General features: G+C 71.1%; 23 protein-coding genes and 2 pseudogenes. 11 read left to right on the top strand and 14 right to left on the bottom strand.

The features are described from left to right. Positions 1-23: 23 nt before the first annotated feature. On the top strand, positions 24-644 hold the full coding sequence (locus ACFYZQ_RS15470; protein ID WP_389146914.1) for a TMEM175 family protein: 621 nt from the start codon (positions 24-26) through the stop codon (positions 642-644). Here the strand turns inward: ACFYZQ_RS15470 and ACFYZQ_RS15475 are convergent. Beyond that, entirely contained in the window at positions 639-1,439 is an 801-nt protein-coding gene (locus tag ACFYZQ_RS15475; protein WP_389146917.1) for a helix-turn-helix domain-containing protein, read from the bottom strand. The two genes, ACFYZQ_RS15470 and ACFYZQ_RS15475, sit on opposite strands and share 6 nt — an antisense overlap. A gap of 95 nt (positions 1,440-1,534) precedes the next feature. Between ACFYZQ_RS15475 and ACFYZQ_RS15480 the strand changes: the two genes are divergently transcribed. Continuing rightward, positions 1,535-2,389 (top strand): NAD(P)H-binding protein, encoded by an 855-nt coding sequence (locus ACFYZQ_RS15480; protein WP_389146919.1) that lies wholly within the window; start codon positions 1,535-1,537, stop codon positions 2,387-2,389. Here the strand turns inward: ACFYZQ_RS15480 and ACFYZQ_RS15485 are convergent. The 3 genes and pseudogenes from ACFYZQ_RS15485 to ACFYZQ_RS15495 all read right to left on the bottom strand — a co-directional run. Continuing rightward, positions 2,362-2,792, bottom strand: a pseudogene (locus tag ACFYZQ_RS15485) (MFS transporter); the annotation flags it as partial. The gene ACFYZQ_RS15480 and the pseudogene ACFYZQ_RS15485 overlap by 28 nt on opposite strands. A gap of 37 nt (positions 2,793-2,829) precedes the next feature. Continuing rightward, positions 2,830-3,252: an acyl-CoA thioesterase gene (locus ACFYZQ_RS15490; RefSeq protein WP_389146922.1), complete on the bottom strand. Its 423-nt coding sequence runs from the start codon at positions 3,250-3,252 to the stop codon at positions 2,830-2,832. Between the two features lie 52 nt (positions 3,253-3,304). Beyond that, positions 3,305-3,937 (bottom strand): hypothetical protein, encoded by a 633-nt coding sequence (locus ACFYZQ_RS15495; RefSeq protein ID WP_389146925.1) that lies wholly within the window; start codon positions 3,935-3,937, stop codon positions 3,305-3,307. Between the two features lie 308 nt (positions 3,938-4,245). Between ACFYZQ_RS15495 and ACFYZQ_RS15500 the strand changes: the two are divergent. Next, positions 4,246-4,747: pseudogene (locus ACFYZQ_RS15500) on the top strand (ATP-binding cassette domain-containing protein); the annotation flags it as partial. A 423-nt stretch (positions 4,748-5,170) separates the two neighbouring features. Next, positions 5,171-5,884 carry a polyprenyl diphosphate synthase gene (gene uppS / locus ACFYZQ_RS15505; RefSeq protein WP_389147387.1) on the top strand — a complete coding sequence of 238 codons (714 nt, stop codon included), beginning with the start codon at positions 5,171-5,173 and terminating at the stop codon, positions 5,882-5,884. 27 nt (positions 5,885-5,911) lie between these two features. Here uppS (ACFYZQ_RS15505) and ACFYZQ_RS15510 read toward each other — a convergent pair whose 3' ends face one another. From ACFYZQ_RS15510 to ACFYZQ_RS15520, 3 genes are all read right to left on the bottom strand, one after another. Next, positions 5,912-7,351 (bottom strand): oxygenase MpaB family protein, encoded by a 1,440-nt coding sequence (locus ACFYZQ_RS15510; protein ID WP_389147390.1) that lies wholly within the window; start codon positions 7,349-7,351, stop codon positions 5,912-5,914. Positions 7,352-7,431: 80 nt separating this feature from the next. Further along, the gene (gene uppS / locus ACFYZQ_RS15515; RefSeq protein ID WP_389146927.1) at positions 7,432-8,157 is read right to left on the bottom strand and encodes a polyprenyl diphosphate synthase; all 726 of its coding nucleotides are present in this window, start codon (positions 8,155-8,157) and stop codon (positions 7,432-7,434) included. A gap of 275 nt (positions 8,158-8,432) precedes the next feature. Beyond that, positions 8,433-9,020, bottom strand: a complete 588-nt coding sequence (locus ACFYZQ_RS15520; protein ID WP_389146929.1) for a histidine phosphatase family protein — start codon at positions 9,018-9,020, stop codon at positions 8,433-8,435. 106 nt (positions 9,021-9,126) lie between these two features. Here ACFYZQ_RS15520 and ACFYZQ_RS15525 point away from each other — a divergent pair, with 106 nt between their 5' ends. Together ACFYZQ_RS15525 and ACFYZQ_RS15530 are read left to right on the top strand one after the other, a co-directional pair. After that, positions 9,127-9,606, top strand: a complete 480-nt coding sequence (locus ACFYZQ_RS15525; protein ID WP_389146932.1) for an HIT family protein — start codon at positions 9,127-9,129, stop codon at positions 9,604-9,606. A gap of 43 nt (positions 9,607-9,649) precedes the next feature. Next, positions 9,650-10,018 carry a bleomycin resistance protein gene (locus ACFYZQ_RS15530; protein ID WP_389146935.1) on the top strand — a complete coding sequence of 123 codons (369 nt, stop codon included), beginning with the start codon at positions 9,650-9,652 and terminating at the stop codon, positions 10,016-10,018. A 3-nt stretch (positions 10,019-10,021) separates the two neighbouring features. Here the strand turns inward: ACFYZQ_RS15530 and ACFYZQ_RS15535 are convergent, their stop codons facing one another. Further along, positions 10,022-10,228 carry a DUF397 domain-containing protein gene (locus ACFYZQ_RS15535; RefSeq protein ID WP_389146937.1) on the bottom strand — a complete coding sequence of 69 codons (207 nt, stop codon included), beginning with the start codon at positions 10,226-10,228 and terminating at the stop codon, positions 10,022-10,024. Beyond that, complete coding sequence (locus ACFYZQ_RS15540; protein WP_389146940.1) at positions 10,225-11,052, bottom strand: helix-turn-helix transcriptional regulator; 828 nt, start codon at positions 11,050-11,052, stop codon at positions 10,225-10,227. The genes ACFYZQ_RS15535 and ACFYZQ_RS15540 overlap by 4 nt, the downstream gene beginning before the upstream one ends. 155 nt (positions 11,053-11,207) lie before the next feature. Here ACFYZQ_RS15540 and ACFYZQ_RS15545 point away from each other — a divergent pair, with 155 nt between their 5' ends. Next, on the top strand, positions 11,208-11,666 hold the full coding sequence (locus ACFYZQ_RS15545; RefSeq protein WP_389146943.1) for an ATP-binding protein: 459 nt from the start codon (positions 11,208-11,210) through the stop codon (positions 11,664-11,666). A 19-nt stretch (positions 11,667-11,685) separates the two neighbouring features. Here the strand turns inward: ACFYZQ_RS15545 and ACFYZQ_RS15550 are convergent, their stop codons facing one another. Continuing rightward, positions 11,686-12,150, bottom strand: a complete 465-nt coding sequence (locus ACFYZQ_RS15550; protein ID WP_389146946.1) for a VOC family protein — start codon at positions 12,148-12,150, stop codon at positions 11,686-11,688. Positions 12,151-12,413: 263 nt separating this feature from the next. Between ACFYZQ_RS15550 and ACFYZQ_RS15555 the strand changes: the two genes are divergently transcribed. From ACFYZQ_RS15555 to ACFYZQ_RS15565, 3 genes are all read left to right on the top strand, one after another. Further along, entirely contained in the window at positions 12,414-13,112 is a 699-nt protein-coding gene (locus ACFYZQ_RS15555; protein ID WP_389146949.1) for an SDR family oxidoreductase, read from the top strand. A gap of 280 nt (positions 13,113-13,392) precedes the next feature. Next, entirely contained in the window at positions 13,393-14,169 is a 777-nt protein-coding gene (locus ACFYZQ_RS15560; RefSeq protein WP_389146952.1) for a polysaccharide deacetylase family protein, read from the top strand. Between the two features lie 181 nt (positions 14,170-14,350). Next, complete coding sequence (locus ACFYZQ_RS15565) at positions 14,351-15,082, top strand: DUF4097 domain-containing protein (protein ID WP_389146955.1); 732 nt, start codon at positions 14,351-14,353, stop codon at positions 15,080-15,082. A 16-nt stretch (positions 15,083-15,098) separates the two neighbouring features. On the opposite strand, the gene ACFYZQ_RS15570 is transcribed toward ACFYZQ_RS15565, so the two are convergent. Next, positions 15,099-16,307 carry a pyridoxal phosphate-dependent aminotransferase gene (locus ACFYZQ_RS15570; protein ID WP_389146958.1) on the bottom strand — a complete coding sequence of 403 codons (1,209 nt, stop codon included), beginning with the start codon at positions 16,305-16,307 and terminating at the stop codon, positions 15,099-15,101. A gap of 87 nt (positions 16,308-16,394) precedes the next feature. Here ACFYZQ_RS15570 and ACFYZQ_RS15575 point away from each other — a divergent pair, with 87 nt between their 5' ends. Next, positions 16,395-17,024 (top strand): winged helix-turn-helix transcriptional regulator, encoded by a 630-nt coding sequence (locus ACFYZQ_RS15575; protein WP_389146961.1) that lies wholly within the window; start codon positions 16,395-16,397, stop codon positions 17,022-17,024. A 43-nt stretch (positions 17,025-17,067) separates the two neighbouring features. On the opposite strand, the gene ACFYZQ_RS15580 is transcribed toward ACFYZQ_RS15575, so the two are convergent. From ACFYZQ_RS15580 to ACFYZQ_RS15590, 3 genes are read right to left on the bottom strand one after another with little or no spacing between them, the layout of a single operon-like run. After that, positions 17,068-17,883 carry a hypothetical protein gene (locus ACFYZQ_RS15580; protein ID WP_389146963.1) on the bottom strand — a complete coding sequence of 272 codons (816 nt, stop codon included), beginning with the start codon at positions 17,881-17,883 and terminating at the stop codon, positions 17,068-17,070. Then, a complete protein-coding gene (locus tag ACFYZQ_RS15585; RefSeq protein WP_389146965.1) occupies positions 17,883-19,148 on the bottom strand; it encodes a VWA domain-containing protein in 1,266 nt (421 codons plus the stop codon). The genes ACFYZQ_RS15580 and ACFYZQ_RS15585 overlap by 1 nt, the downstream gene beginning before the upstream one ends. A 9-nt stretch (positions 19,149-19,157) precedes the next feature. Then, entirely contained in the window at positions 19,158-20,645 is a 1,488-nt protein-coding gene (locus tag ACFYZQ_RS15590) for an IucA/IucC family protein (RefSeq protein WP_389147393.1), read from the bottom strand. Between the last annotated feature and the right edge of the window lie 31 nt (positions 20,646-20,676).

Raw genomic sequence — 20,676 nt, forward strand, 5'->3', positions numbered from 1 at the left:
CCCGATGGTGCACCCTGTGTGCCATGAACGAGTCCGGCCGTGTCGAGGCCTTCAGCGACGGTGTCTTCGCCATCGCCATCACGCTGCTCATCCTGGAGATCAAAGTCCCCGACGCCGGTGCGCACGGCGGACTCTGGCACGCGCTCGGCGCGCAGTGGCCGTCGTACGCCGCCTATGTGGTGAGCTTCCTGGTCATCGGCATCATGTGGGTCAACCACCACCAGCTCTTCAGCTATGTCGCCCGCGTCGACCGCACGCTGATGTTCCTGAACCTGCTGGTGCTGATGGTGGTGGCCGCGGTGCCCTGGCCGACGGCGATGCTCGCGGAGTACCTCCGGGAGGAGGGCGCCTCACACGTGGCGGCGGCGGTCTACAGCCTGGTGATGGTCGCCATGGCGTTCACCTTCCAGGCCCTGTGGTGGCACCTCACCCGCACCGGGCACCTCTTCGACGCCCGCGTCGACGTCCCGGCGGCCAGGGCGACGCGCGTACGGTTCGCCCTGGGGTCCCTGGCCTATCCGGTGACGGTCGGCCTGGCCTTCGTCTCGGCGCCGCTGACCCTGGCCGCGCACGGACTGATCGCCCTGTACTACGGCTTCAACCAGGTACCGGTACCGACCCGTGTGGCCCCGGCCACGTCATGAGGCGCGCCGGGGCATCGCGCAGGGCGTGGCCTCGGGGAGCCGGCCCGTGAAGTAGGAGCGGGGCGGAACGCCCATCAGGGTGCGGAAGTCGGACGTCATGTGCGCCTGGTCGTAGTAGCCGGTGGCGGCGGCGAGTTCGGCCCAGGCGACGCTTCCGGCCCGGCGCAGGACCGTCCGGACCCGGTCGACACGCGCGTAGTGCTTGGGGGAGAGGCCGACGCCCTCGGCGAAGAGGTTGCGCAACTGGCGCTCGCTGACGGCGAATTCACGGGCCACTTCGGTCACTGGACCGGGGACCCGTCCGATCCGGGAGGACAACGCGTCGACCCCGGCCCGGACCAGCTCGGTACGCGAGCGGTCGGCGGCGGTGGCGAGCCGCTCGGGGAGTACCTCCGTCAGGTGACCGACCGCCTCGTCGGGGTCCAGCCGGCGCAGCTCGTCGGCCAGCCGGCGGGCCGCGCCGGCCGGCAGTTCGTCCAGGCGCACCGCACGTCCCATGAGTTCGACCGCGGGGACACCGAGCAGGGGCCGGGCGGTGCCGGGTGCCAGCCGCACCTCGACGCACGAGGCGAAGCGCTTGGTCAGGTGGTACGAGGCGCGGGCCTGCGGTCCCACGACCAGGACGCTTCGACGGCCGTCCGCGCCGACCCGCAGGACCACCTTGGTGGCGGTGTCCGGCACATGGACGTACGGCTCGGCCTGCCCGGCGGCCACCGACACGGATCCGATACCCGCCACCCACGGACGCAGCACCTCGGGCGTGGGCAGGACCTCTCGCAACACCGTGTTCGTCACCCCTCCACCGTAAGCGCGACGCGGGACCGTCCGGGTCCACCAACCGTGCCGGAATTTCCAAGAGTTGGGGACCTGCGCACCGCATCGTGGTGGACATGATCCTCGTGACGGGTGCCACGGGCACCATCGGCAGTGAAGTGGTACGACAGCTCGCGGCGCGCGGCGAGAAGGTACGTGCCCTGACCCGCGACCCGGCGGCGGCCCGGGTGCCCTCGGGCGTGGAGACCGCGCCCGGCCACCACCGCGACCGGTCCTCGGTCGAGGCGGCGATGGCGGGCGCGGAGGCCGCCTTCCTGGTCGGCGTGTTCGGGCCGGACGACGCCGAACACGACCGGGGGCTGGTGGAAGCGGCGAAGGCGGCGGGGGTGCGGCGGCTCGTGAAACTCTCCGCGATCGGCACCGGGGACCCCCGGTACGGCCTGTTCGGCACCTGGCACCGGCCCGGCGAGGAGGCCGTCCGTGCGAGCGGCCTCGAATGGACCGTCCTGCGCCCCTCGTCCTTCGCCTCCAACACGCTGAGCTGGGCCGAAGCCGTCCGGGTGGGTGCCCCCGCACCCAACATCATGAGCGACGGCGAGCAGGGCGTCGTCGACCCCCGGGACGTGTCCGAACTCGCGGTGGCCGCCCTGCTCGACGGGCGGCACACGGGCCGTACGTACACCCTGACCGGCCCCGAGACGCTCAGGCCCAGTGAACAGGCCACCATCCTCGGGGAGGTCCTCGGTCGTCCGGTGCGCCTCCAGGAGCCGACGCCGGAGCAGCGGCGTGAACTGCTGCTCGCCTCGGGCCTGGGCGAGGGATACGCGGACAGCCTGGCGGCCGCCGCCCGGTTCATCGAGGAGGGCGGCAACGCCGTGGTCACCGAGGACCTGCCGGAGGCACTGGGACGCCCGGCGCGCACCTACCGGGAGTGGGCCGAGGATCACAGGCCGGCTTTCGCACCGTCCTGACGCGGCGTCCGCAGGGCGACCGCCGCCGGCGTGAGCGCTGCGACGCGATGCCCGTGGCGACCCGGAACGCCAGTCGGTAGCCCTCCGCGGTGGCGGGTACCAGGTCCGCGCCCCGGTCGACCAGCTCCCCGATGCGGCCCGCCGCGAGCGTGGACAGCACCGCCAGCCCCAGGGAACCGCCCACCACCTGTGTGGTGTTGAACAGTCCGGAGGCGAGGCCCGCGTCCTCCTCCCGCGCCGCCGACATGGCCGTTCCGGTCAGGGCCGGCATCGCGGCGGCGAAACCGGCGGACAGCAGGAGCAGCGCGGGCAGGACATCGGAGAGGTACGAGCCGTCGGCCGGCGCGCGGCCCAGCAGGGCCATGCCCCCCGCGATCAGCAGGAGCCCGGCCGGCAGCACCCGGCCGGAGCTGCTCGACGCGTAGGCGGTGCGGTGCGGCCTACAGGCCGAACAGGCCGGGGTTCGCGGTCAGCTCCTTGAAGAGCTCCCGCGGGTCCGCGACCAGTTTCCTGGCCTTCAGATCCATCATCCCGCCCACCGCCGTGATCTCGGCGGCCACCGTGCCGTCGGTCTTGCGGACCTCCTGCAGGATCCGGAAGGTCTTGCCGCCGCCCCACTCGAACTCGCACGTCACGTCGACCTCGTCGCCGGCGAGCAGTTCGCTCCGGTAGCGGATGGTGGTCTCCAGCGCCACCGGGCCCACACTCCGGCCCATCAGCTCGGCCTGGCTGATTCCGGCGGCCTTCAGCAGCGTCCAGCGGGCGTGCTCCGCGTAGTTGAGGTACACCGCCTGGTTGAGGTGACCCTGTACGTCGGTCTCGTAGCCGCGGACGGTCACACGGACGGAAAACGGTTCGGTCACTGCTTTCCCTTCTCGCGTTCGGATTACCGGTCGACCGATCCTGGCATGCGCCTCACGCCCGTCGTGGCGATGCCAGCAGATAACGCGCCCTCGTCCGGGGCTCCGTGTACTCCCCGGCCTGCCAGCCGGCCCGCTCCAGAGTGGCCGCGCAGGCCCGCAGCGCCTCCCCGTCCGGCGCGTACACGGCGACCGCCTCCGGCTGCGGGGTCTCGCGCACCCGGTAGCCGTCGCTGCCCCGGCCCGCCGGACGGTGCCCGGCCGCCTCCAGGGCGAGCGCGGCGGCCCGCACCAGATGCGTACGCTCCCAGGAGCACGGCCGGTCCGTGGCCCCGTCCGGGTTGGTCATCCGGCGCAGCTCGACGAGTCCCTGCCACGCGCTGTTCACCTCGCGCACCCGGGACGGCCCGGCGGCCTCCTCGTCGTCCCCTCCGACGCGGGCCGCGAAAACCCCACCACCCGCGGCCGCGGACCGCACCACCGCCTCGCCGCCCTCCTCCGGCACCGCTTCTCGTACCCGGTGCCCGGCAGGCGTCAGGAAGTGGTCGTGCGGCGGCCGCGGATGCCGGAAGGCCAGCCCCCGCGCGACCAGCCCCGCGAGCTGGGCCTCCGTACCCCTCAGCCGCCCGGTGACGGGATCGGCGGCATCGATCACCCGCCGCTGCGCGGCGGTCGGCGAACGGCTCACGTCGTGCTCCTCCCCGGCGATCGGCTCACTTGGCAGCCTACGACCGGGCACGGACAGCCGACTCGATCGGCAACCTTCCGCCGGCGCATCCGGTCAGTCCGACTCGGGTCCCGACCGTCTGCTGTCACCCGATTGAGGGGATTGACTCGCCGACGACTGAATCGTCGTTTCTGCGGCTGTACGGTCTGTGTGTCGCTCGAGCGGGGCGGCGGCAACGCACATACCGCGCAACCCTGTTGGTGCTTCTCGGGGCGGTGCCGGTTGTCCACAGTCGACCTGCCTGGAGGGGCTTTGAGCGGGGCGACCGCGTGAAGGTCAGGGACTTACATCACTCCTATCGTCGGCGCACGGTGCTGCGCGGGATCGACTTCGATCTGCCGCACGGCGCGCTGGTCGGAATCGTCGGCGAGAACGGCGCGGGCAAGTCGACTCTGCTCAGGATCCTCTCCGGGGAGCTGCGCCCCTGCCGCGGCACCGTCCGGCACAGCGGCCGCTTCGGGTACTGCCCGCAGCACGCCGTCCTCAACGACGCCTTCACCGTTCGGCAGCACCTGGAGTTCTTCAGAACCGCCTTCGGCCTGGCCGACCTGGGCCATGCCGAGGAGGCGATGGACGTCCTGGGATTCGCCGAGTACGCCGACGTACGCGCCGGGGTGCTCAGCGGCGGGACGCGACAGAAAACTGAACCTGACCCTGGCCCTCATGCACCATCCGCAGGTGCTGCTGCTGGACGAGCCCTACCAGGGCTTCGACTGGGACACCTACCAGCGGTTCTGGGAACTCGCCGCCCGGCTGCGCGACGCCGGGCGCTACCTGCGGCACCGCCGGTGGACCGAGGGAGCGGCGGCGCTGGTCACCGAATTGACGGGCATCGCCCGCCGCTGGGTGACCCAGCCCGGCCTGACCCACGGAATGCACCCGGGGCCCGCCACCCTGGTCAGGACGCTGGCCGACCTGCTCCTCGCCCAGCTCGACGCCGTCGAGTCGGCAGGCCCGGCCCTGCTCCGCTCCGAGGCGCGTCCCTCGCTTGCGACGCGTGGACGCATCTTCGTTCCCGCGCGCGTCAGGTCGGCCCTGGCCTGGAGCCTGACCCCGGTCACCGTTCCCGCCCCACGACGTCCCACGGCAAGCGGATCCCGTACTACGGCGCCCCTGTCTCCGGGGGCGAGGACGTTCCAGCAACCGCCCAGCCACCCCAGTGGCTGCCGGCCCCCGCGGATCAGCGCCGAGACCATGCCGACCCACGTGGCCATCATCATGGACGGCAACGGCCGCTGGGCCGAACACCGCGGCCTGCCCCGCTCCGAAGGCCATCGCGCCGGCGTCGCCGCCCTGCACGACATCGTCTACGGCGCATTGGAGATCGGCCTGCCCCACCTGACCGTGTACGCGTTCTCCACCGAGAACTGGAGGCGCGACACGGAGGAGGTCACGGGCCTCATGAACACCCTGCAGCAGGAGCTGCACGACGACCCCTTCCGTGACCTGGACATGTGCCTGCGCTGGTCCGGCCGCCCGGAGAAACTGCCGGCCGACCTCGTCGAGTCCCTGCGGCACAAGGAGGCCACCACCCGCACCCGTACCGGCCTGGTCTGCACCCTCTGCTTCAACTACGGCGGCCGGGACGAGATCACCCGCGCCGCCGCGGCCCTCGCCCGAGCGGCGCGGGCCGGCGACCTCGACCCCGACCTCGTCGGTGAGGACGACGTCGCACGTCACCTGCCCTTCCCCGACATGCCGAGCGTCGACCTGCTCTGGCGCACCGGAGGCGAGCAGCGCACCTCCAACTTCCTTCCCTGGCACGCCGCCTACGCCGAACTCCACTTCACGTCCGACTACTGGCCGGACGTCGACCGGCGAGACCTGTGGCGAGCCATCACCGAATACGGCAACCGTCAGCGCCGGTACGGCACCGCGGGGCCACGGTCGGCTTCGGCCACTGCATGACCGGGCCGTCGCGGGCCCGGTCGGTGGTCAGGCTTCGGCCAGCAGCGGGTCGTAAGGGGTAGAACGCTGCTGGCCGGCCATGAAGGACAGGAAGTCCTTGACGAACGCACTGCGGGTGTACGTTCCGTCGGAGCCGGTGGTGTCGCGGTGGAACGCCGTCCGGAACAGTGCCCGGTATTCGTCCGCGTCGATGCTCTGGTCGCCGTCCACGTCGGTGACGTCGAAGAGGACCTCGGCCACCCTGATCAGCGCGGGCCCGGCCAGGGACGGAACCGCCGTGGCGTACTCCTGTGCGCTGATGCGGCCGTCTCCGTCCGCGTCGAGGCCGGACTGGAGCTCGCGCCACCACTCGGCGTAGGCGTTGTAGAGCCTGGTTTCCTCGGGCTCGTCCAGGTCGAGGCGGCTGGACAGCTCGCGGGCCATGGCGGCGAGGTCCGGCCAGTCCACATGGCCGTCGCCGGTCTGGTCCAGGACCTCGTGGAAGAACTCCTCTGCGCTGCGCTGCGTCCCGGTTCGTGCCGCGGGCTCCGGTGGCGCCGTGAGGGGGGTGATGAGCCTGAGCAGGGCCCCGGCTCGCTTCATCCGGTCGGCCAGGGCGCTGATCGTCCTTGCTCGCGGGTCGTCACTTCCGGGGGAGAGGGCCAGCAGGTCGGCGACACGTTCTGGCCGGATCCAGTCCTCAGGGAGGAAACGGGTCAGGCCGACGGCCAGGTAGGCACCTTGCATCAGAGTCTGGGCGCCGGGCATTTCCGGCAGTCCGGCCCGTCGGCGGAAGGGCTCCGGGAGGGACGCCACAGTGATCGCTCCGATGACCGGACCGGCCAGGGCGCGGCCCGTCGCCCACAGGGTGGGCAGGCCGCTCAGCAGAGGCGGAGCCGGGAGGTGGTCGAAGAGCTTGTAGAGGATGACGCGCATCGCCTCCGTGTTCTCCAGCTCCTCCTCGACCACACGGTCGTAGTAGATCCAGAACTCGTTCAGGCTGTCCGGCAGTTGGCCGGGGGCGTCCCCCAACACGCCGAGGAACGCCTGGAACTCGCGGTACAGCCGCTCCATGACGGCCTGTTCGAGGGGCTGTCCGCTCAGCCGGCACATGGTGACGGTGCTCTCGAACAGCGTCGCGACCACCCAGGCCCGCACACCGGGGTCCATCGCGTCGTAGGGCCGGTTTCGTGCGTCGGTTCCGTTCAGCCGTCCGTGCAGGCGGTTGAGCCGTGCCGCCTCCCTGAGCCGCACGTGGTCGTCGGCGCCGAACATGCGCTGCAGGCTCAGGAGGGTGTTGCGCAACCGGCGCCAGGGATGGGCGACGAAGGTGGAGCTGTCGAGCAGGGCCGCGCCGATCTGCGGGTGAGCGGCTTCCAGCACGGTGGCCCGGATCATGGCCAGGGCCCAGCGCGGGTCGTTGCAGAGTTCGCCGAACTGCGAGCCCGGGCCGAACAGGGGACTCGCGTCTTGGGCGGTGTCCGGCACCTCCTGGGAGCCGCTCCCCTGGCCGGTGGCGCCGTCGCCGGTTCCGCCGCTGGGGTGGCCGCCGTCTGCGTTGCTCACGGTCACACTTCTCCGTTCTGGTTCGGCAGCACGCCGCCGAAGCGGCGATCGCGTTGTCGGTACGTGTGCAGGCACTGAAGGAAGTGCGGCGCGCGGAAGTCGGGCCACAGCACCGGCGGGAACACCCATTCGGCGTAGGCGACCTGCCAGAGCATGAAATTGGAGATGCGCTGTTCACCCGAGGTCCGGATGACCAGGTCGACGTCGGGAGTGTCGGGGAAGGGCAGATGGGCGGCGAAGCTCTGTTCGGTCACGGCCTCGGCCGGTATTCCGCTGTGGATCAGCGACCGTGCGGCCTCGACGATGTCCCTGCGCCCCCCGTGATCGAACGCGACGGTCAGCGTCATGCCCCGGTTGTCACCGGTCAGGGTCGTCAGGTCGGCGAAGTCCCGGGCCAGTGCCGGGGGAATCCGCGGGTCCGTGACACCCAGGAAGCGGCAGCGGATCCCGCGCGCGTGCAGGAGCGGAGCGTGCTTTCGTACCACGCGGCGCACCAGTTGCATGAGGAAGTCGACTTCGGCGTTCGGCCGGCGCCAGTTCTCGGTGGAAAAGGCGTACAGGCTCAACCATTCGACACCCGCCGCCCTAGCCGCCTCGATGACGTCGATCACCGTGGTCTCCGCGGCACGATGCCCCGACGTGCGCGGCAGCGACCGCTGCGCCGCCCACCGGCCGTTCCCGTCCATCACGCATGCCACGTGACGTGGCACTTCGCGCGCCCGTTTCACGCCGTCCCCCTCAGCATGTCTGCCACCCCGTGTGGCAACCTGCGCCCCCGACTGCGCGGTACGACGGGCTGACCGGTCACCACCGTCAGCAGAGTGTCAGTAGCCGCCCTTGCAGAACGGGCAAGTCGCGCGCTTTCACCCTTGGTGCATCTGTCCGGGGCCGGCGCCGCAAGCCGAGCGCCTGATCAAACCCAGGTTGCCGACGCTTGCCGCGTCAGGCGCGTCAGCCAGGGTTCGGCGGAGGCCAGCGGTAGGAGCTGGGTTGCATCGGCACTCTACGTCTGCGGCCTGATGTTCCATCCCGCGATCACCGGCCGCCCGTGCTCCGTGCCCATTCGGCACAGTGTCCCGGTCGCCAACTGGAACAGCGCCCCGTCCCGCGGCGGCAGCCCCAGCCGACGGGCGGTGAGGACCCGCAGGAAGTGACCGTGCGCCACCAGCAGCACGTCGGTGTCGGCGGCGTCCACCTTGGCCAGCATCCGGTCGGCGCGCTCCCCGACCTGCTCCGGGGTCTCACCGGGGTGCTCGGGCGGCCCCGGCGCGACCCCGTCGGTGAACAGGAACCAGCCGGGCCGGGTGTGCTGGATCTCCGGGGTGGTGACACCCTCGTACCCGCCGTAGTCCCATTCCCGTAGATCGGCATCGACTCGGGCGTCGTCCACCCCGATGAGCTCGGCGGTCTCCCGCGCCCGCCGCGACGGACTGACGAACGCCGCCCCGATCCGCAGCTCCCGGACCAGCGGCACCAGCCGCCGCGCCTCTTCCCGCCCCTGCTCGGTCAGGGGCACGTCCGTCCACCCGGTGTGCCGCCCGGACCGCGACCACTCGGTCTCACCGTGCCGGACGAGAAAGAGATCACCCACGCCCGCGCCCTTCCCGCTCGCCTGTCAGCACCGTGCCACAGGCCACCCGCGAGCCGCAGGTCCGGCTGGGCCAGACGGCCGCCGCGGCCCGATAAAGTCGCGGGTCATGAGCGACGACTGGCGCAACGACCGGATCGGCAGCGCCCTCCGGGGCGAGAACCCCACGGTGCTGCGGCGCCTGGACGCGGGCTTCGCCGTGATCGGCGACGTCCAGTTCCTTCCCGGGTACACGGTGCTGCTGGCGGACGACCCGGCGGTGCGGCGGCTGTCGGACCTGCCCAGGCATCGGCGCCTGGACTTCCTGGCGGACATGGACCGGCTCGGCGAGGCCGTCGAGCGGGCCTGCCGACGGCTGGACCCCGCCTTCCGGCGCGTGAACCTGGAGATCCTCGGCAACACCGACGACTTCCTCCACGCGCACGTGTGGCCGCGCTACGAATGGGAGCCGGCCGACCTGGTCGGGCTCCCGGTGTGGCTGTACCCACGCGAGACGTGGAGCGACGAGCGCCACCGGCTCGGCCCGCGACACGACGGGCTGCGCACGGCCATCGGTGAGGAACTGGACCGGTGCGCCCACGGGGCCTGATTCGCCGCTGCGTTCGGGGGTGTCTGTCTGCGAGACTGCCCGGATGCCGGAAGTCGTCTTCAGCAGCGTCGCCCCCGTCGTCCCCGTCCGGGACCTTGATGCCGCTCTGGATCGGTACCGCCGTCTGGGCTTCACGGCGCAACGCTACGAGGGTCCGGATCGCTACGGCTTCGTCGAGCGGGGCTCGGTGTCGGTCCACCTCTCGGAGTGGTCCGAGCACGACCCTCACCGCACGGGAGCCGTCCTCTACCTCTACGTGAGCGACGCCGACGCCGTCTACGCGGAGTGGAAGGCCTCCGGTGTCGAGGGCCGCTTCGTCGAGCCGGCCGACACGCCCTACAACCTCCGGGAGTTCGCGTACGTGGACGCCGACGGCACGGCTCACCGTGTGGGGTCACCGCTGGCAGGTTGAGGGTCAGTGATCAGCGGCGTACGAGACGAAGGCGGCCCATTCCTGCCGGCCGAAGGCGAGTTGGGGGCCTTGCCTGTGCTTCGAGTCCCGTACGTGGATGGTGCCCAGGGCGGAAGCGACCTCGACGCAGGCGGGCCCGTCGTCGGTGCTGTAGCTGCTTTTGAACCATTCCAACTCGGAGCCGTGACCGGCCGGGGGCTGCACGCTCATGTCTCTCCAAGGACTTTCTCGATGAAGGCCAGGGACTCTCGCGGCGGAAGGGCTTGGGCGCGGATGACTCCATAGCGCAGCTCCAGGATCTGGACCTCCTTGGGCTCCGAGATCAGTCGACTGGTCCGCTGTACCTCGTTGTGCCCCACCGTGGCACCCTCCCTGAGCCGCAGGAGGTGGAAAGGTCCGCCGAGACCGGCGTTGTCCTCGCGATCCATGGGGAGTACCTGGATCTCCACATTCCGCCTTTGCCCGATGTCCAACAGCCGTTCGAGCTGTCGGCGTAGCACCATTCTGCCCCCGACCCGCCTCCGCAGCGCAGCCTCATCATGCACGAAGCTGAAGGCGGGGGTCATCTGTTTTGCGTCGATGATCGTCTGCCGTGCCAGCCGCGCGGCAACAAGCTGCTCCACCTCCTCCTCGGAGAAAGCGGGTCGCCGCGAGCCGAACACGGCCCTCAGGTACTCCTCGGTCTGTAGGAGGCCGTTGACGACGGAGTTGTCGTAGGCGCAGATCTCAACCGCCTCCCCCTCCAACTTCGCCAGATCCCGCACCTTCTTCGGGTACCGGGCCTCCTCCACGTCCTTCTTCAGCCCCGCGATCATCCCGCCCGCGTCCAGCACCCGGTCGGCCGCCTCGAGGAACTGCGGCTTCGGTGCCCGCCGCCCCCGCTCGACCGAGGACACCTGCTCCTCGCTGTACCCGATGGCCGCCCCCAACTCGGCCTGGGTGAGCGCCTTCCGCTCCCGCCACATCTTGACGACCTTGCCGACCGTCCGCAGTACGGCCGCCGACTCCTCGTCCTCGCCGCCGTGCGCTTCCATGCACCCACCTCCACATCCAGCCGCTACCCAACGCCCCACAGGACCGCAGCGTCACGCGTCACCCTCCGGACAAGCCCGGACGGTGACCGGACAGCAACGCTCCGTACTGGCGTCGTTGCTGTTCAAGGTAGGAAGAGCCGACCACTCTGGGCGACATGAACGCCGATATCGCCCCCACAACGGATGAACGCACCGTCCCCACGCACCACTTCACCATCCGTCTCTCGGCCACCCCCAAGGGCGCGCGTCTCGCCCGCCACCTCGCGGCCGAGCGGCTCCATGCATGGGGCTGGCCGTACGACTGCGAGGCCAACCGCACCGCCACACTGCTGGTGGCCGAACTCGCCACGAACGCCGTTGTGTACGGCCGGGTGCCGGGCCGGGACTTCCGGCTGCGGATCACCCTCCACCGGGAGGGCCCCACGGTCCGTATCGAGGTGACCGACGCCCGCGCCGACAGCCGCCCACCCGCCCCCGGCACCCTCCGGTCGACCTCACCTGAAAGCGAGTCCGGCCGGGGCCTCCTCCTCGTCGAGGCGTTGTCCACCCACTGGGGCACGACCTGCCAGGACCCGTACACCAAGACGGTCTGGTGCGAGGTCGCCCTGGGCTGACCGCCGTGCCGCCGCCCTGCTACGGGCGACCGTGGTCGGATGCCGCCAGGCCGCGGAGCAGTTCCTCCTCCGACGGGTTCTCCAGGTGGGTCAGGAACACCCACAGGTGGCCGTAGGGGTCCCGCAGGATCGCCGTACGGTCGCCGTGGAACTGGTCGGCGGGTGCCTGGACCAGCTCGGCGCCCGCCGTCACCGCCCGTTTCGCCAGCTCGTCCACGTCGGATACGAACACGTGCAGGGCGACCGAGGTGCCACCGAGCGCGGCCGGAGCGGTGAACGGCCCTTCCGAGACGTCACCGAGCATCAGCGCGGACTCGCCGATCCGGATCTCGGCGTGCATGATGCCTCCCTGCGGATGGGCGAGCCGGAACTCCTCGACCGCCCCGAAGGCGGTGGTGTAGAAGGCGATGGCGGCGTCCGCGTCGGACACCATGATGTGCGGCACCACCGAGCGGTGGTAGCGCTGGGGAATGATCTCTGTCATGACTTTGACCGTAGAACCTGAAGCACGGTTGAGGTCAACTGTCGTTCCGTTACTGCCGACAACCACTCGGAAACCGCCCGATCCACCCGATCGCCGCTTCCAGGTCGTCCGCGTACGGCAGCAGCGTCGGACGGCCCCTGGTCGATCGGATGCCGGGCCGTGGAGGCCAAGCCGTCCGAGAAAGCCGGGAGCGAGCGTCGAAGACCGCTGGGTAGAGTGCAGGCGCTTTGCCCCGATGACCCCGTCGCCGAGGAGGCCGTCCCATGGAACCCGTCACGCTGATCACGGGTGGCTCGACCGGAATCGGCGCCGCCACCGCCCGCGCCCTGCTCAAGCAGGGCCACCGCGTGGCCGTCACCGGACGCGACGTGGGCAAGTTGGCCGCCTTCGCCACCATCGCGGGGGCGGGCGAGCGGCTGCTGACGATCACCGGCGACGCCGGTGAAGCAGATGACGTCGCCGCCGCCGTCCGCCACGTGCTGGACACCTGGGGCCGGCTGGACAATGTCATAGCCAACGCCGGTTTCTCCCTGCCCGGCAACCTGGAGACCCACGCCCCTGAGGACATGCGCGCCATGATCCTCACCAACGTCCTGGGCCCCGCCCTGCTGATCCAGGAGACCCTGCCCCACCTGAGGGCCTCCAAGGGCCGAATCGTGATCATCGGCTCGGTCGCCGGCGTCCGCCACACTCCCGGCAACCTCTACTCCGTCACCAAGTGGGCCGCCCACGCCCTCGCCGAGAACACCCGCCTCCTGGTCGGCCAGGACGGAGTCGGCGTCACCGTTGTCGCCCCCGGCATCGTGGACACCCCCTTCTGGCAGGCCCGGGGCGGCACCCCCGAGGCAGCCGCCACGATGACCGCCGAGCAGATCGCGGACACCATCGTCTTCGCCGTCAACCAGCCCGCGGACGTGGACATCAACCACATCACGGTGCGGCCGACGGGGCAGGTTGGCTGAGGTAGAGCTCCCAAGGGCCGTACGGCGAGGCGCCTTTGGCTCCACCAAGTACGGCGTGGCGCGGGCCGGGGGCGCCTTCGGATCGGGCCGTCACCCCACGGCGTTCCTCAGCACCGTCACCGCCGTTGCCTTGATCATCGGGCTTTGGACTTGAGGTCATCTCACAACGCAAGGGGCCGAGGTCGCGCCGCAGCTCGCTTGAAAGCGCTGCACGCACGTGTTCTGCCTCACTATCGAGACCGCTGGGCAACCCTTTTGGTGTTGAGATCTTCTCCTTGACGTGAAGATCCTGAAGAGACGGCCTCGCCTGCTCATACTCCTGACCCTGGCCGTTGTGGCGGCCGTGACGGTGACCGTCGTCATGGTCATCCAGGCGAACAAGATGGAGACGCTCTCTCCGCGCGAGGAACGTGACCGGGCCGCGCCCTCAGCAGGCGTACCGGCGGGGCAGTCGGACTGCCGGAAGGTCAAGTGCATCGCGCTCACCTTCGACGGCAACCCGGGCGAACCCACCGACCGGTTGATGGACCTCCTGAAGAAGTACAAGGCGCCGTCGACGTTCTTCCTGGAGGGCCGGCGCATCCACAAGTACCCGGATGTGGTGCGGCGGATCGCCAAGGACGGCCACGAGATCGGGGACCACACCTGGACGCACGCGGTACTGACCGATGTCTCCGATGCGCAGATCCGCGAGGAGCTGCGCCGCACGGCACGGGCCATCTCGGGTCTCACCGGCAGTGAGCCGACGCTGATGCGCCCGCCCCAGGGCCGCACCGACGACCGCGTCTCCAAGGTCGCGAAGGAACTGGGAATGGCGCAGGTGCTGTGGACGGTGACCGCGAAGGACTACGAGACGGACGACTCCGCGCTGATCACCAAGCGCGTGCTCGACGGCGCCGACCGAGACGGGATCATCCTGCTCCACCCGCTGCACAAGGGCACCGTTCCGGCCATGCCTTCGATCCTGAAGGCGCTCCGCAAGCAGGGCTACACCTTCGTGACCGTCTCCCAGTTGCTCGCTCCGTCCAAGGCCGAGCCCGGCAAGATCTACAGGTGACTGACTGACCTGCGCGGCGTCCGCCTCATGGGCCCTCGCGACATGGGGGGATATCCCCATGGCGGGGCTCGTCGCGCGCGTTGTAGCGTCGCCGCCATGGCGGATTCGATCATGAGTCCGACCTGGTGATTCGACCACACCGCCGACGCGCTCGGCGACTTGTGCACACGGGGAGACACTCATGCACCAGCGGCTCCGCTTACTCGCGGCTGCGTCCGTGACCGTGATCGCGACAGGAGTGCTCGGGGCGTGCGGTGCGCTCGACGACAAGACCTTCAAGGACGACCACGCCGTGTCGGGGAAGATCACCGGGGTGCGACTGGACGACCAGGACGGCGGGCTCGAGGTGCGCGGCACCGAGGGCGCCACGAAGGTGTCGGTCCACCGCAAGGTCACCTACCGGGGCGACAAGCCGACGTCACCGACCTACCGTGTCGAGAACGGTGTCCTGGTGCTCGCCGGCTGCGGTCGGCACTGCTCGGTGGACTACACCGTCGACGTGCCGGCGGACCTGCCGGTGACCGGTTCGACGACGAACGGGGACGTGGACCTGTCCGCCGTGGGCGAGGTGAAGGTGTCCACCACCAACGGGGACATGACCGTGGACGGCGCGACCGGGCCGGTCGACCTGCGCACCTCGAACGGCGAGGTCGAGGCGAAGGGCCTCAGAGGCGGCGGGGTCAGGGCCAGGACGTCCAACGGCTCGGTCTCCATCAGCCCGGCGGTGGCGCAGAACGTGTGGGTGAAGACCTCCGATGGTGACGTCACCGTCACCGCGCCCACCGGCCCCTATCGGGTATCCACCAACGTCACCAGCGGCAGCCCTCACATCTCCGTGCCCACCGACCCGTCCGCCAAGTACGCGTTGGACCTGAGCACATCCGACGCAGACATCACGGTCAGGTCCGCATGACGGCCTGCCGGCCCGGCTACTGCCGGTACCCGCTCAGGAACCGCCCGATCCGTCCGATCGCCGCCTCCAGATCGTCCGCGTACGGCAGGGTCAGGATGCGGAAGTGGTCGGGCGTGGGCCAGTTGAAGCCGGTGCCCTGGACGACTTGGATCTTCTCGCGCAGCAGCAGGTCCAGGACGAACTTCTCGTCGTCGTGGATGGGGTGCACCTTGGGGTCGATGCGGGCGAAGGCGTAGAGCGCTCCCTTGGGCTTCACGCAGGACACGCCCGGAATCTCGTTGAGCTTCTCCCAGGCCACGTTGCGCTGCTCGTACAACCTCCCGCCCGGCAAGGTCAGTTCGCGGATGGACTGCCGCCCGCCGAGCGCGGCCTGGATGGCGTACTGTGCGGGCGCGTTGGCGCACAGCCGCATGGAGGCCAGCATGGTCAGGCCCTCCAGGTAGTCCTTCGCGTGCTGCTTCGGGCCGGTCACCACCAGCCAGCCGGAGCGGAAGCCCGCCACCCGGTAGGTCTTCGACAGGCCGCAGAAGGTGAGGACGACCAGGTCGGGGGCGAGCGCGGCGGCCGAGTGGTGCACGGCGTCGTCGTACAGGATCTGGTCGTAGATCTCGTCGGCGAACACCATCAGGCCGTGCCGGCGGGCGAGGTCGAGGATGCCCTCGACGATCTCCTTCGGGTAGACCGCGCCGGTGGGGTTGTTCGGGTTGATGATGACGACGGCCTTGGTGCGGTCGGTGATCTTCGCCGCCATGTCGTCCAGGTCCGGGTACCAGTCGGCCTGTTCGTCGCAGAGGTAGTGCACCGCCTTGCCGCCGGCCAGGGTCGTGACCGCCGTCCAGAGGGGGAAGTCCGGGGCCGGGATGAGGATTTCGTCGCCGTCCTCCACCAGGGCCTGTACGGCCATCGACACCAGCTCGGACACGCCGTTGCCGAGGAACACGTCGTCGACGCCGACCTCCAGGCCGAGGGCCTGGTAGCGCCCGGCGACCGCCCGGCGGGCGGAGAGGATGCCGCGCGAGTCCGTGTAGCCGTGGGCCTGCGGCAGCATGCGGATCATGTCCTGGAGGATCTCCTCCGGCGCCTCGAAGCCGAAGACCGCGGGGTTTCCGGTGTTCAGGCGCAGCACGCTGTGCCCCGCCGCCTCCAGCGCGTCGGCGTGCTCGATCACCGGGCCGCGGATCTCGTAGCAGACCTCGCTGAGCTTGTTCGACTGCCGGAACTCCATGCGCGCTCGCCCCTCCGGTTCGGTGTGTTGCTTGGTTTTACCAAGTCCCCGCTTGGAAAGTCCAACGACATGTCTAGACTGCGGGACATGTCACCTCGCCGAAGCTACGACCAGTACTGCTCAGCCGCCCGCGCCCTCGACCTCGTGGGCGACCGCTGGACCCTGCTGATCGTCCGGGAGCTGCTCGCCGGTCCCCGCCGCTACACGGACCTGCACGCCGACCTGCCCGGCGTCAGCACGGACGTACTCGCCTCGCGGCTGAAGGACATGGAGCGGGACGGGCTCTCGACACGGCGCCGGCTGCCTCCACCAGGGGCTGCCTACGTGTACGAACTCACCCGGCAGGGGCGGGACTTGCTGCCGGTGCTGCAGGCGCTGGGCGAGTGGGGCGGGCCCGAGCTGGGGGAGCGGCGGCCCACCGACGCGGTGCGCGCCCACTGGTTCGCGCTGCCGCTGCTGCGGGAGCTGGAGGGGGAGGCGGGGCTCGTCGAAGTCCGGCTGGACGAAGGTGTTTTCCACCTGCACCCCGGCGCCGGGGACGGGCCGGTGTACGGCGACGGACCGGCTCCCGGTGAGCCCGACGCCCGGCTCGTGACGGACGCCGGGACCTGCACGGCCCTCGCGCGCGGCGAGCTGGGGCTGGGGGAGGCGGTGCGGGACGGGCGGGTCGAGGTGACCGGGGACGGCGCGGTGGCCAAGGCGCTGCGGGAGGCGTGAGAAAGAGCGGAGGGCCCGCCGGTGGCGGGCCCTCCCGGGTGGATCAGGCGTTCGGTGGCACCCCAGGGGGCCGTCCCGAGCCGCGGGTCAGCGCGTATCCGCCGATACCGGCGAGCGCGGCCAGCACACCGCCCACCGCGGTCCACACCCAGCGGTCGGACCACCAGCCGGAGGACCAGCCGTCGTCCGGCTCGACGGCGGACAGCACGGCCGACTTCCCAGAACCGTCCTCGCCCCCCTGGGACTTGGCGGAGATCCCGGGGACCAGCGGCTTGCCCAGCGAGCCGTCCACCGCGGCCGAGCCGCCGATGTCCTTGGAGTCGACGCGGACCTCGGCGTTCACGGGCTTGCCGAGGTCGGAGGAGCCCAGGTCGAGGACCGTCAGCCGGATGTAGTACGCCCCCGGCAGCGGGTCGTTCGCCCACGGCTCCGACCAGGCGCGCACCGTGCGCAGGACGCAGGCCAGCTCCACGGCGGAGGCGCCCTGCGCGGCGGTGCGGGTCTGGGCGCCGTACTGGCAGGACTGACGGCGGCGCAGACCGTCGTACACGTCGATCTGCCAGGTCTGCGCGGCCTGCGTGCCGGGCAGCTTCACCTTCGCCTTCACCGTGGGACGCTGACCGGAGTCGGCCGGGAACGACCAGTACAGGTAGTCGCCGGTGGAACCGCTGGCGGTCGCCTGCTCACCCTGGTCGATCTCGGTCGCCGTACGGAACGAGGTGCCCGCCTGGGTGGGCGCCTTGCCGTCGTCCGAGGCGCTCGGGGACGGCGAGGAGTCGGCGACCGCGGGGCCCGCGGCCAGGCCCAGAGTGGCCCCGAGGGCCAGCAACGCGGCACTCAGTACACGTGTGATGCGCATCAGTTCGTCCTCCAGACCGCGACCCGCCAGCGCGACAGCCAGCCCCACAGCAGACCCGCGACGAAGCCGATGAGCACCAGCACGCCGAGCAGCCACCAGCCGCGACCGAGACCGAAGGAGGCCACGTCGCTCGCCTTGTCCGGACCGTCCACGACGTCGACGGTGAGCTCCAGCGGCATACCGGGCGTGGTCTTCACACCGGCGGGCGCCGAGTAGGAGTTGGTGACCTGCAGACAAACGGTCTCGGCGGGAGCGTCCTCGTCGTCGCTCTCCGGTCTCGGGTAGCGCAGCCCCGTCGAGATCACGTCCGTACGGCCGTTGCCCGCGGCCTCGCCGCGCACGATCTCGCGGCCGTGCACCGTGACCGCCCGCAGCAGCACGCCGTAGTCCGGGTTGGTCGCCCGGTCGTCGGCCACGCTCACCGAGGCGCGCAGCTCCTGGCCGGGGTCGACGTCCACCTTGTACCAGCGCTGCTGCCCGAACTCCTCGCGGTCCGTGTAGAGGCCGGACTTCAACGAAGGCGCGCTCGCGCACTGCTTCGCGCCCTCCGTGGCCACCGGCGTCACCACCGGATCGGCCGCCCGGTCCACCAACTGACCGACGCGGTCGCTGAGTTCTTCCTTGTGCCGCACGTCGGTGTAGGTGCCGCCGGTGGCGTCCGCGATGCAGCTGAGCTGCTCACGGGTCTTGGCGTCGGGCACCAGCCCCAGCGTGTCGATGGTCAGCCCGATGCCCTTGGCGGCTATCTCGCGGGCCACCTCGCACGGGTCCAGCGGCTGGCAGGTGTCCTCGCCGTCGCTGATCAGGACGATCCGGCGGGTACCGTCACCACCGTCGAGATCTCCGGCCGCCTTCAGCAGCGCGGGACCGATCGGGGTCCAGCCGGTCGGCGTCAGGGTGGCCACCGCCGTCTTGGCCTCGGTCCGGTCCAGCGGACCGACCGGGTAGAGCTGCGCGGTGTCCTTGCAACCGGTCTTCCGGTCATTGCCGCGGTAGTTGGCGCCCAGCGTCCGGATGCCGAGCTGGACCTCCTCGGGCGTCGCGTCGAGCACCTCGTTGAACGCCTGCTTCGCCGCGGCCATCCGCGACCCGCCGTCGATGTCCCGGGCACGCATGGAACCGCTGACGTCCAGCACGAGTTCCACCTTGGGAGCGGCCTTGTCGTCCGTCTCGTCGGCCACCGCCCCGGCGGGGAAAGCGAGCCCTGCCGTCAGCGCGGCGAGCAGGGCACAGATCCCTGCCGCCAGCCGTTGTCTTCTGATCATCGGCGGATCTTATTGATCTCGGGTGCCGTGCTCCAAAACGAGCGGGTTGGGCAGGGCCGCCCACTGGTCGCCGGGCGTCCGGGGGGACAACCGCATCAGCGTCAACGCCTTGGCGGGAACCGGCTCTTCACGCAGGGCTGTCACGTCCGGACCGGGCGTCAGATCCCGTACGGCCGCCTCCAGCGCCGCGCCCAGGGCCGCACCGGAACCGGCCGTCCCGGCGAGGGCGCCGGCCACCAGGGAGCCGAACAGCTTGCGACGCAGGGCCGTTTCGTCATCGGTGATCAGCCGGCCCGTCAGATCGGGCACTCGGACACCGCCGCGGGCCAGCCGGTCCGGGCTGATCCGGATGTCGGCGAGATCGCGGTAGACCAGGCGGCGAGGGCCGCCGTCGGGGGCCAGGACGACCAGCAGGTTCTGGCCGTGGGCCTCCAGGGCCACGCCCAGCTCCAGCAGGCGTAGGCCCACCCGGAGGGCGAGGCGTGCGAAGTCGGCCAGCCAGGCGGGGGATCGGGGCAGATCCGTGCCGGCGAGGGCGGCCACCGGCAGGACGCGCTCGCCCGCGGCGGCGTACACCTGCGGCGACTCGCGCAGCACCGCCGCGAGGTCGGGGGAGCCGGCGGTCACCGCGCCCAGGGTCCGCGTCACGTGCAACAGGCCGTCCGTACGGGCCGCCAGGTCCTCCGCGAACGCCGACAGCGTCGCCGACACCTCCACCGAGTACGCCGAGATGTCCCGCACCGAGGACGTCAGCCGGGCGCTCAGCGCGGTCTTGACGTGCACCGCCCCGGGCAGCGAGAGGGTGCGCAGCGACATCAGGGGATGGGCGGGGGACCAGGGGTCGTACGGGCGCCTCAGCACGTGTGCCGCCTGCCACGGGTGCACCGGTACCAGCAGCCGCTCCCCGTCCCGCAGTTCGTCCGGCCACGCCCCGGCCACCAGGCACTCCCGGGCCGGGACCGGGACCGTCCCGAGCTCCACCACCGGCCGGTGCTCCGGCGCGTGGGAGAGTTGCTCGGCCACGGAGAAACCCGGCCGGGACCGGCAGTTGGGATGGAAGGGGTGCCCGTCGACCACCCGCTGCTCCCACTCCCAGTCCTGCCCCGGCCAATCCCCCGAGGGGTTCGGCGCCCCCGCCCGGGAGAGCGCCATCGACGCGGCACTGTTCCCCAGCTCGGCGGCGAAGGCGGTGCAGTGCGGCACCGCGAGGTCCGTCATCAGCCGGGCCGGGTCGTCGTACGCCACACCGTCGAGGTGGACGACGCCGGCGTACGCGTCGGTCGCGTACGGGTCCGCGTACGGGCCGCGCAGCGCCCGCCCGTCGGCCAGCGACAGCGTCACGCCTCCCGGCCCGGCCGCCCGGCGGGTGACCCAGGGCAGCGGCTCGTGCGCGAGCGCCCGCCACAGGCGGGTCAGCACCGCCGCCCGCGCACCCGGCAGCGCGGCCGTGTACCGGGGCACCAGATCCGGCCGGACGGCGGCCAGTTCCTCGGCCATCTCGGCCTCGGCGGCGGGGGAGCCCGAAGGG

The organism is Streptomyces sp. NPDC001843 (assembly GCF_042891955.1).
Taxonomy (GTDB): domain Bacteria; phylum Actinomycetota; class Actinomycetes; order Streptomycetales; family Streptomycetaceae; genus Streptomyces.

What these genes read in the sequence shown, in the direction of transcription:
- ACFYZQ_RS15470 (WP_389146914.1), top strand. Translation starts at nt 24, where the DNA reads ATGAACGAGTCCGGCCGTGTCGAGGCCTTCAGCGACGGTGTCTTCGCC.
- ACFYZQ_RS15480 (WP_389146919.1), top strand. Translation starts at nt 1,535, where the DNA reads ATGATCCTCGTGACGGGTGCCACGGGCACCATCGGCAGTGAAGTGGTA.
- uppS (WP_389147387.1), top strand. Translation starts at nt 5,171, where the DNA reads ATGCCGACCCACGTGGCCATCATCATGGACGGCAACGGCCGCTGGGCC.
- ACFYZQ_RS15525 (WP_389146932.1), top strand. Translation starts at nt 9,127, where the DNA reads ATGAGCGACGACTGGCGCAACGACCGGATCGGCAGCGCCCTCCGGGGC.
- ACFYZQ_RS15530 (WP_389146935.1), top strand. Translation starts at nt 9,650, where the DNA reads ATGCCGGAAGTCGTCTTCAGCAGCGTCGCCCCCGTCGTCCCCGTCCGG.
- ACFYZQ_RS15535 (WP_389146937.1), bottom strand. Translation starts at nt 10,228, where the DNA reads ATGAGCGTGCAGCCCCCGGCCGGTCACGGCTCCGAGTTGGAATGGTTC.
- ACFYZQ_RS15540 (WP_389146940.1), bottom strand. Translation starts at nt 11,052, where the DNA reads ATGGAAGCGCACGGCGGCGAGGACGAGGAGTCGGCGGCCGTACTGCGG.
- ACFYZQ_RS15545 (WP_389146943.1), top strand. Translation starts at nt 11,208, where the DNA reads ATGAACGCCGATATCGCCCCCACAACGGATGAACGCACCGTCCCCACG.
- ACFYZQ_RS15550 (WP_389146946.1), bottom strand. Translation starts at nt 12,150, where the DNA reads ATGACAGAGATCATTCCCCAGCGCTACCACCGCTCGGTGGTGCCGCAC.
- ACFYZQ_RS15555 (WP_389146949.1), top strand. Translation starts at nt 12,414, where the DNA reads ATGGAACCCGTCACGCTGATCACGGGTGGCTCGACCGGAATCGGCGCC.
- ACFYZQ_RS15565 (WP_389146955.1), top strand. Translation starts at nt 14,351, where the DNA reads ATGCACCAGCGGCTCCGCTTACTCGCGGCTGCGTCCGTGACCGTGATC.
- ACFYZQ_RS15570 (WP_389146958.1), bottom strand. Translation starts at nt 16,307, where the DNA reads ATGGAGTTCCGGCAGTCGAACAAGCTCAGCGAGGTCTGCTACGAGATC.
- ACFYZQ_RS15575 (WP_389146961.1), top strand. Translation starts at nt 16,395, where the DNA reads ATGTCACCTCGCCGAAGCTACGACCAGTACTGCTCAGCCGCCCGCGCC.
- ACFYZQ_RS15580 (WP_389146963.1), bottom strand. Translation starts at nt 17,883, where the DNA reads ATGCGCATCACACGTGTACTGAGTGCCGCGTTGCTGGCCCTCGGGGCC.
- ACFYZQ_RS15585 (WP_389146965.1), bottom strand. Translation starts at nt 19,148, where the DNA reads ATGATCAGAAGACAACGGCTGGCGGCAGGGATCTGTGCCCTGCTCGCC.
- ACFYZQ_RS15590 (WP_389147393.1), bottom strand. Translation starts at nt 20,645, where the DNA reads ATGGCCGAGGAACTGGCCGCCGTCCGGCCGGATCTGGTGCCCCGGTAC.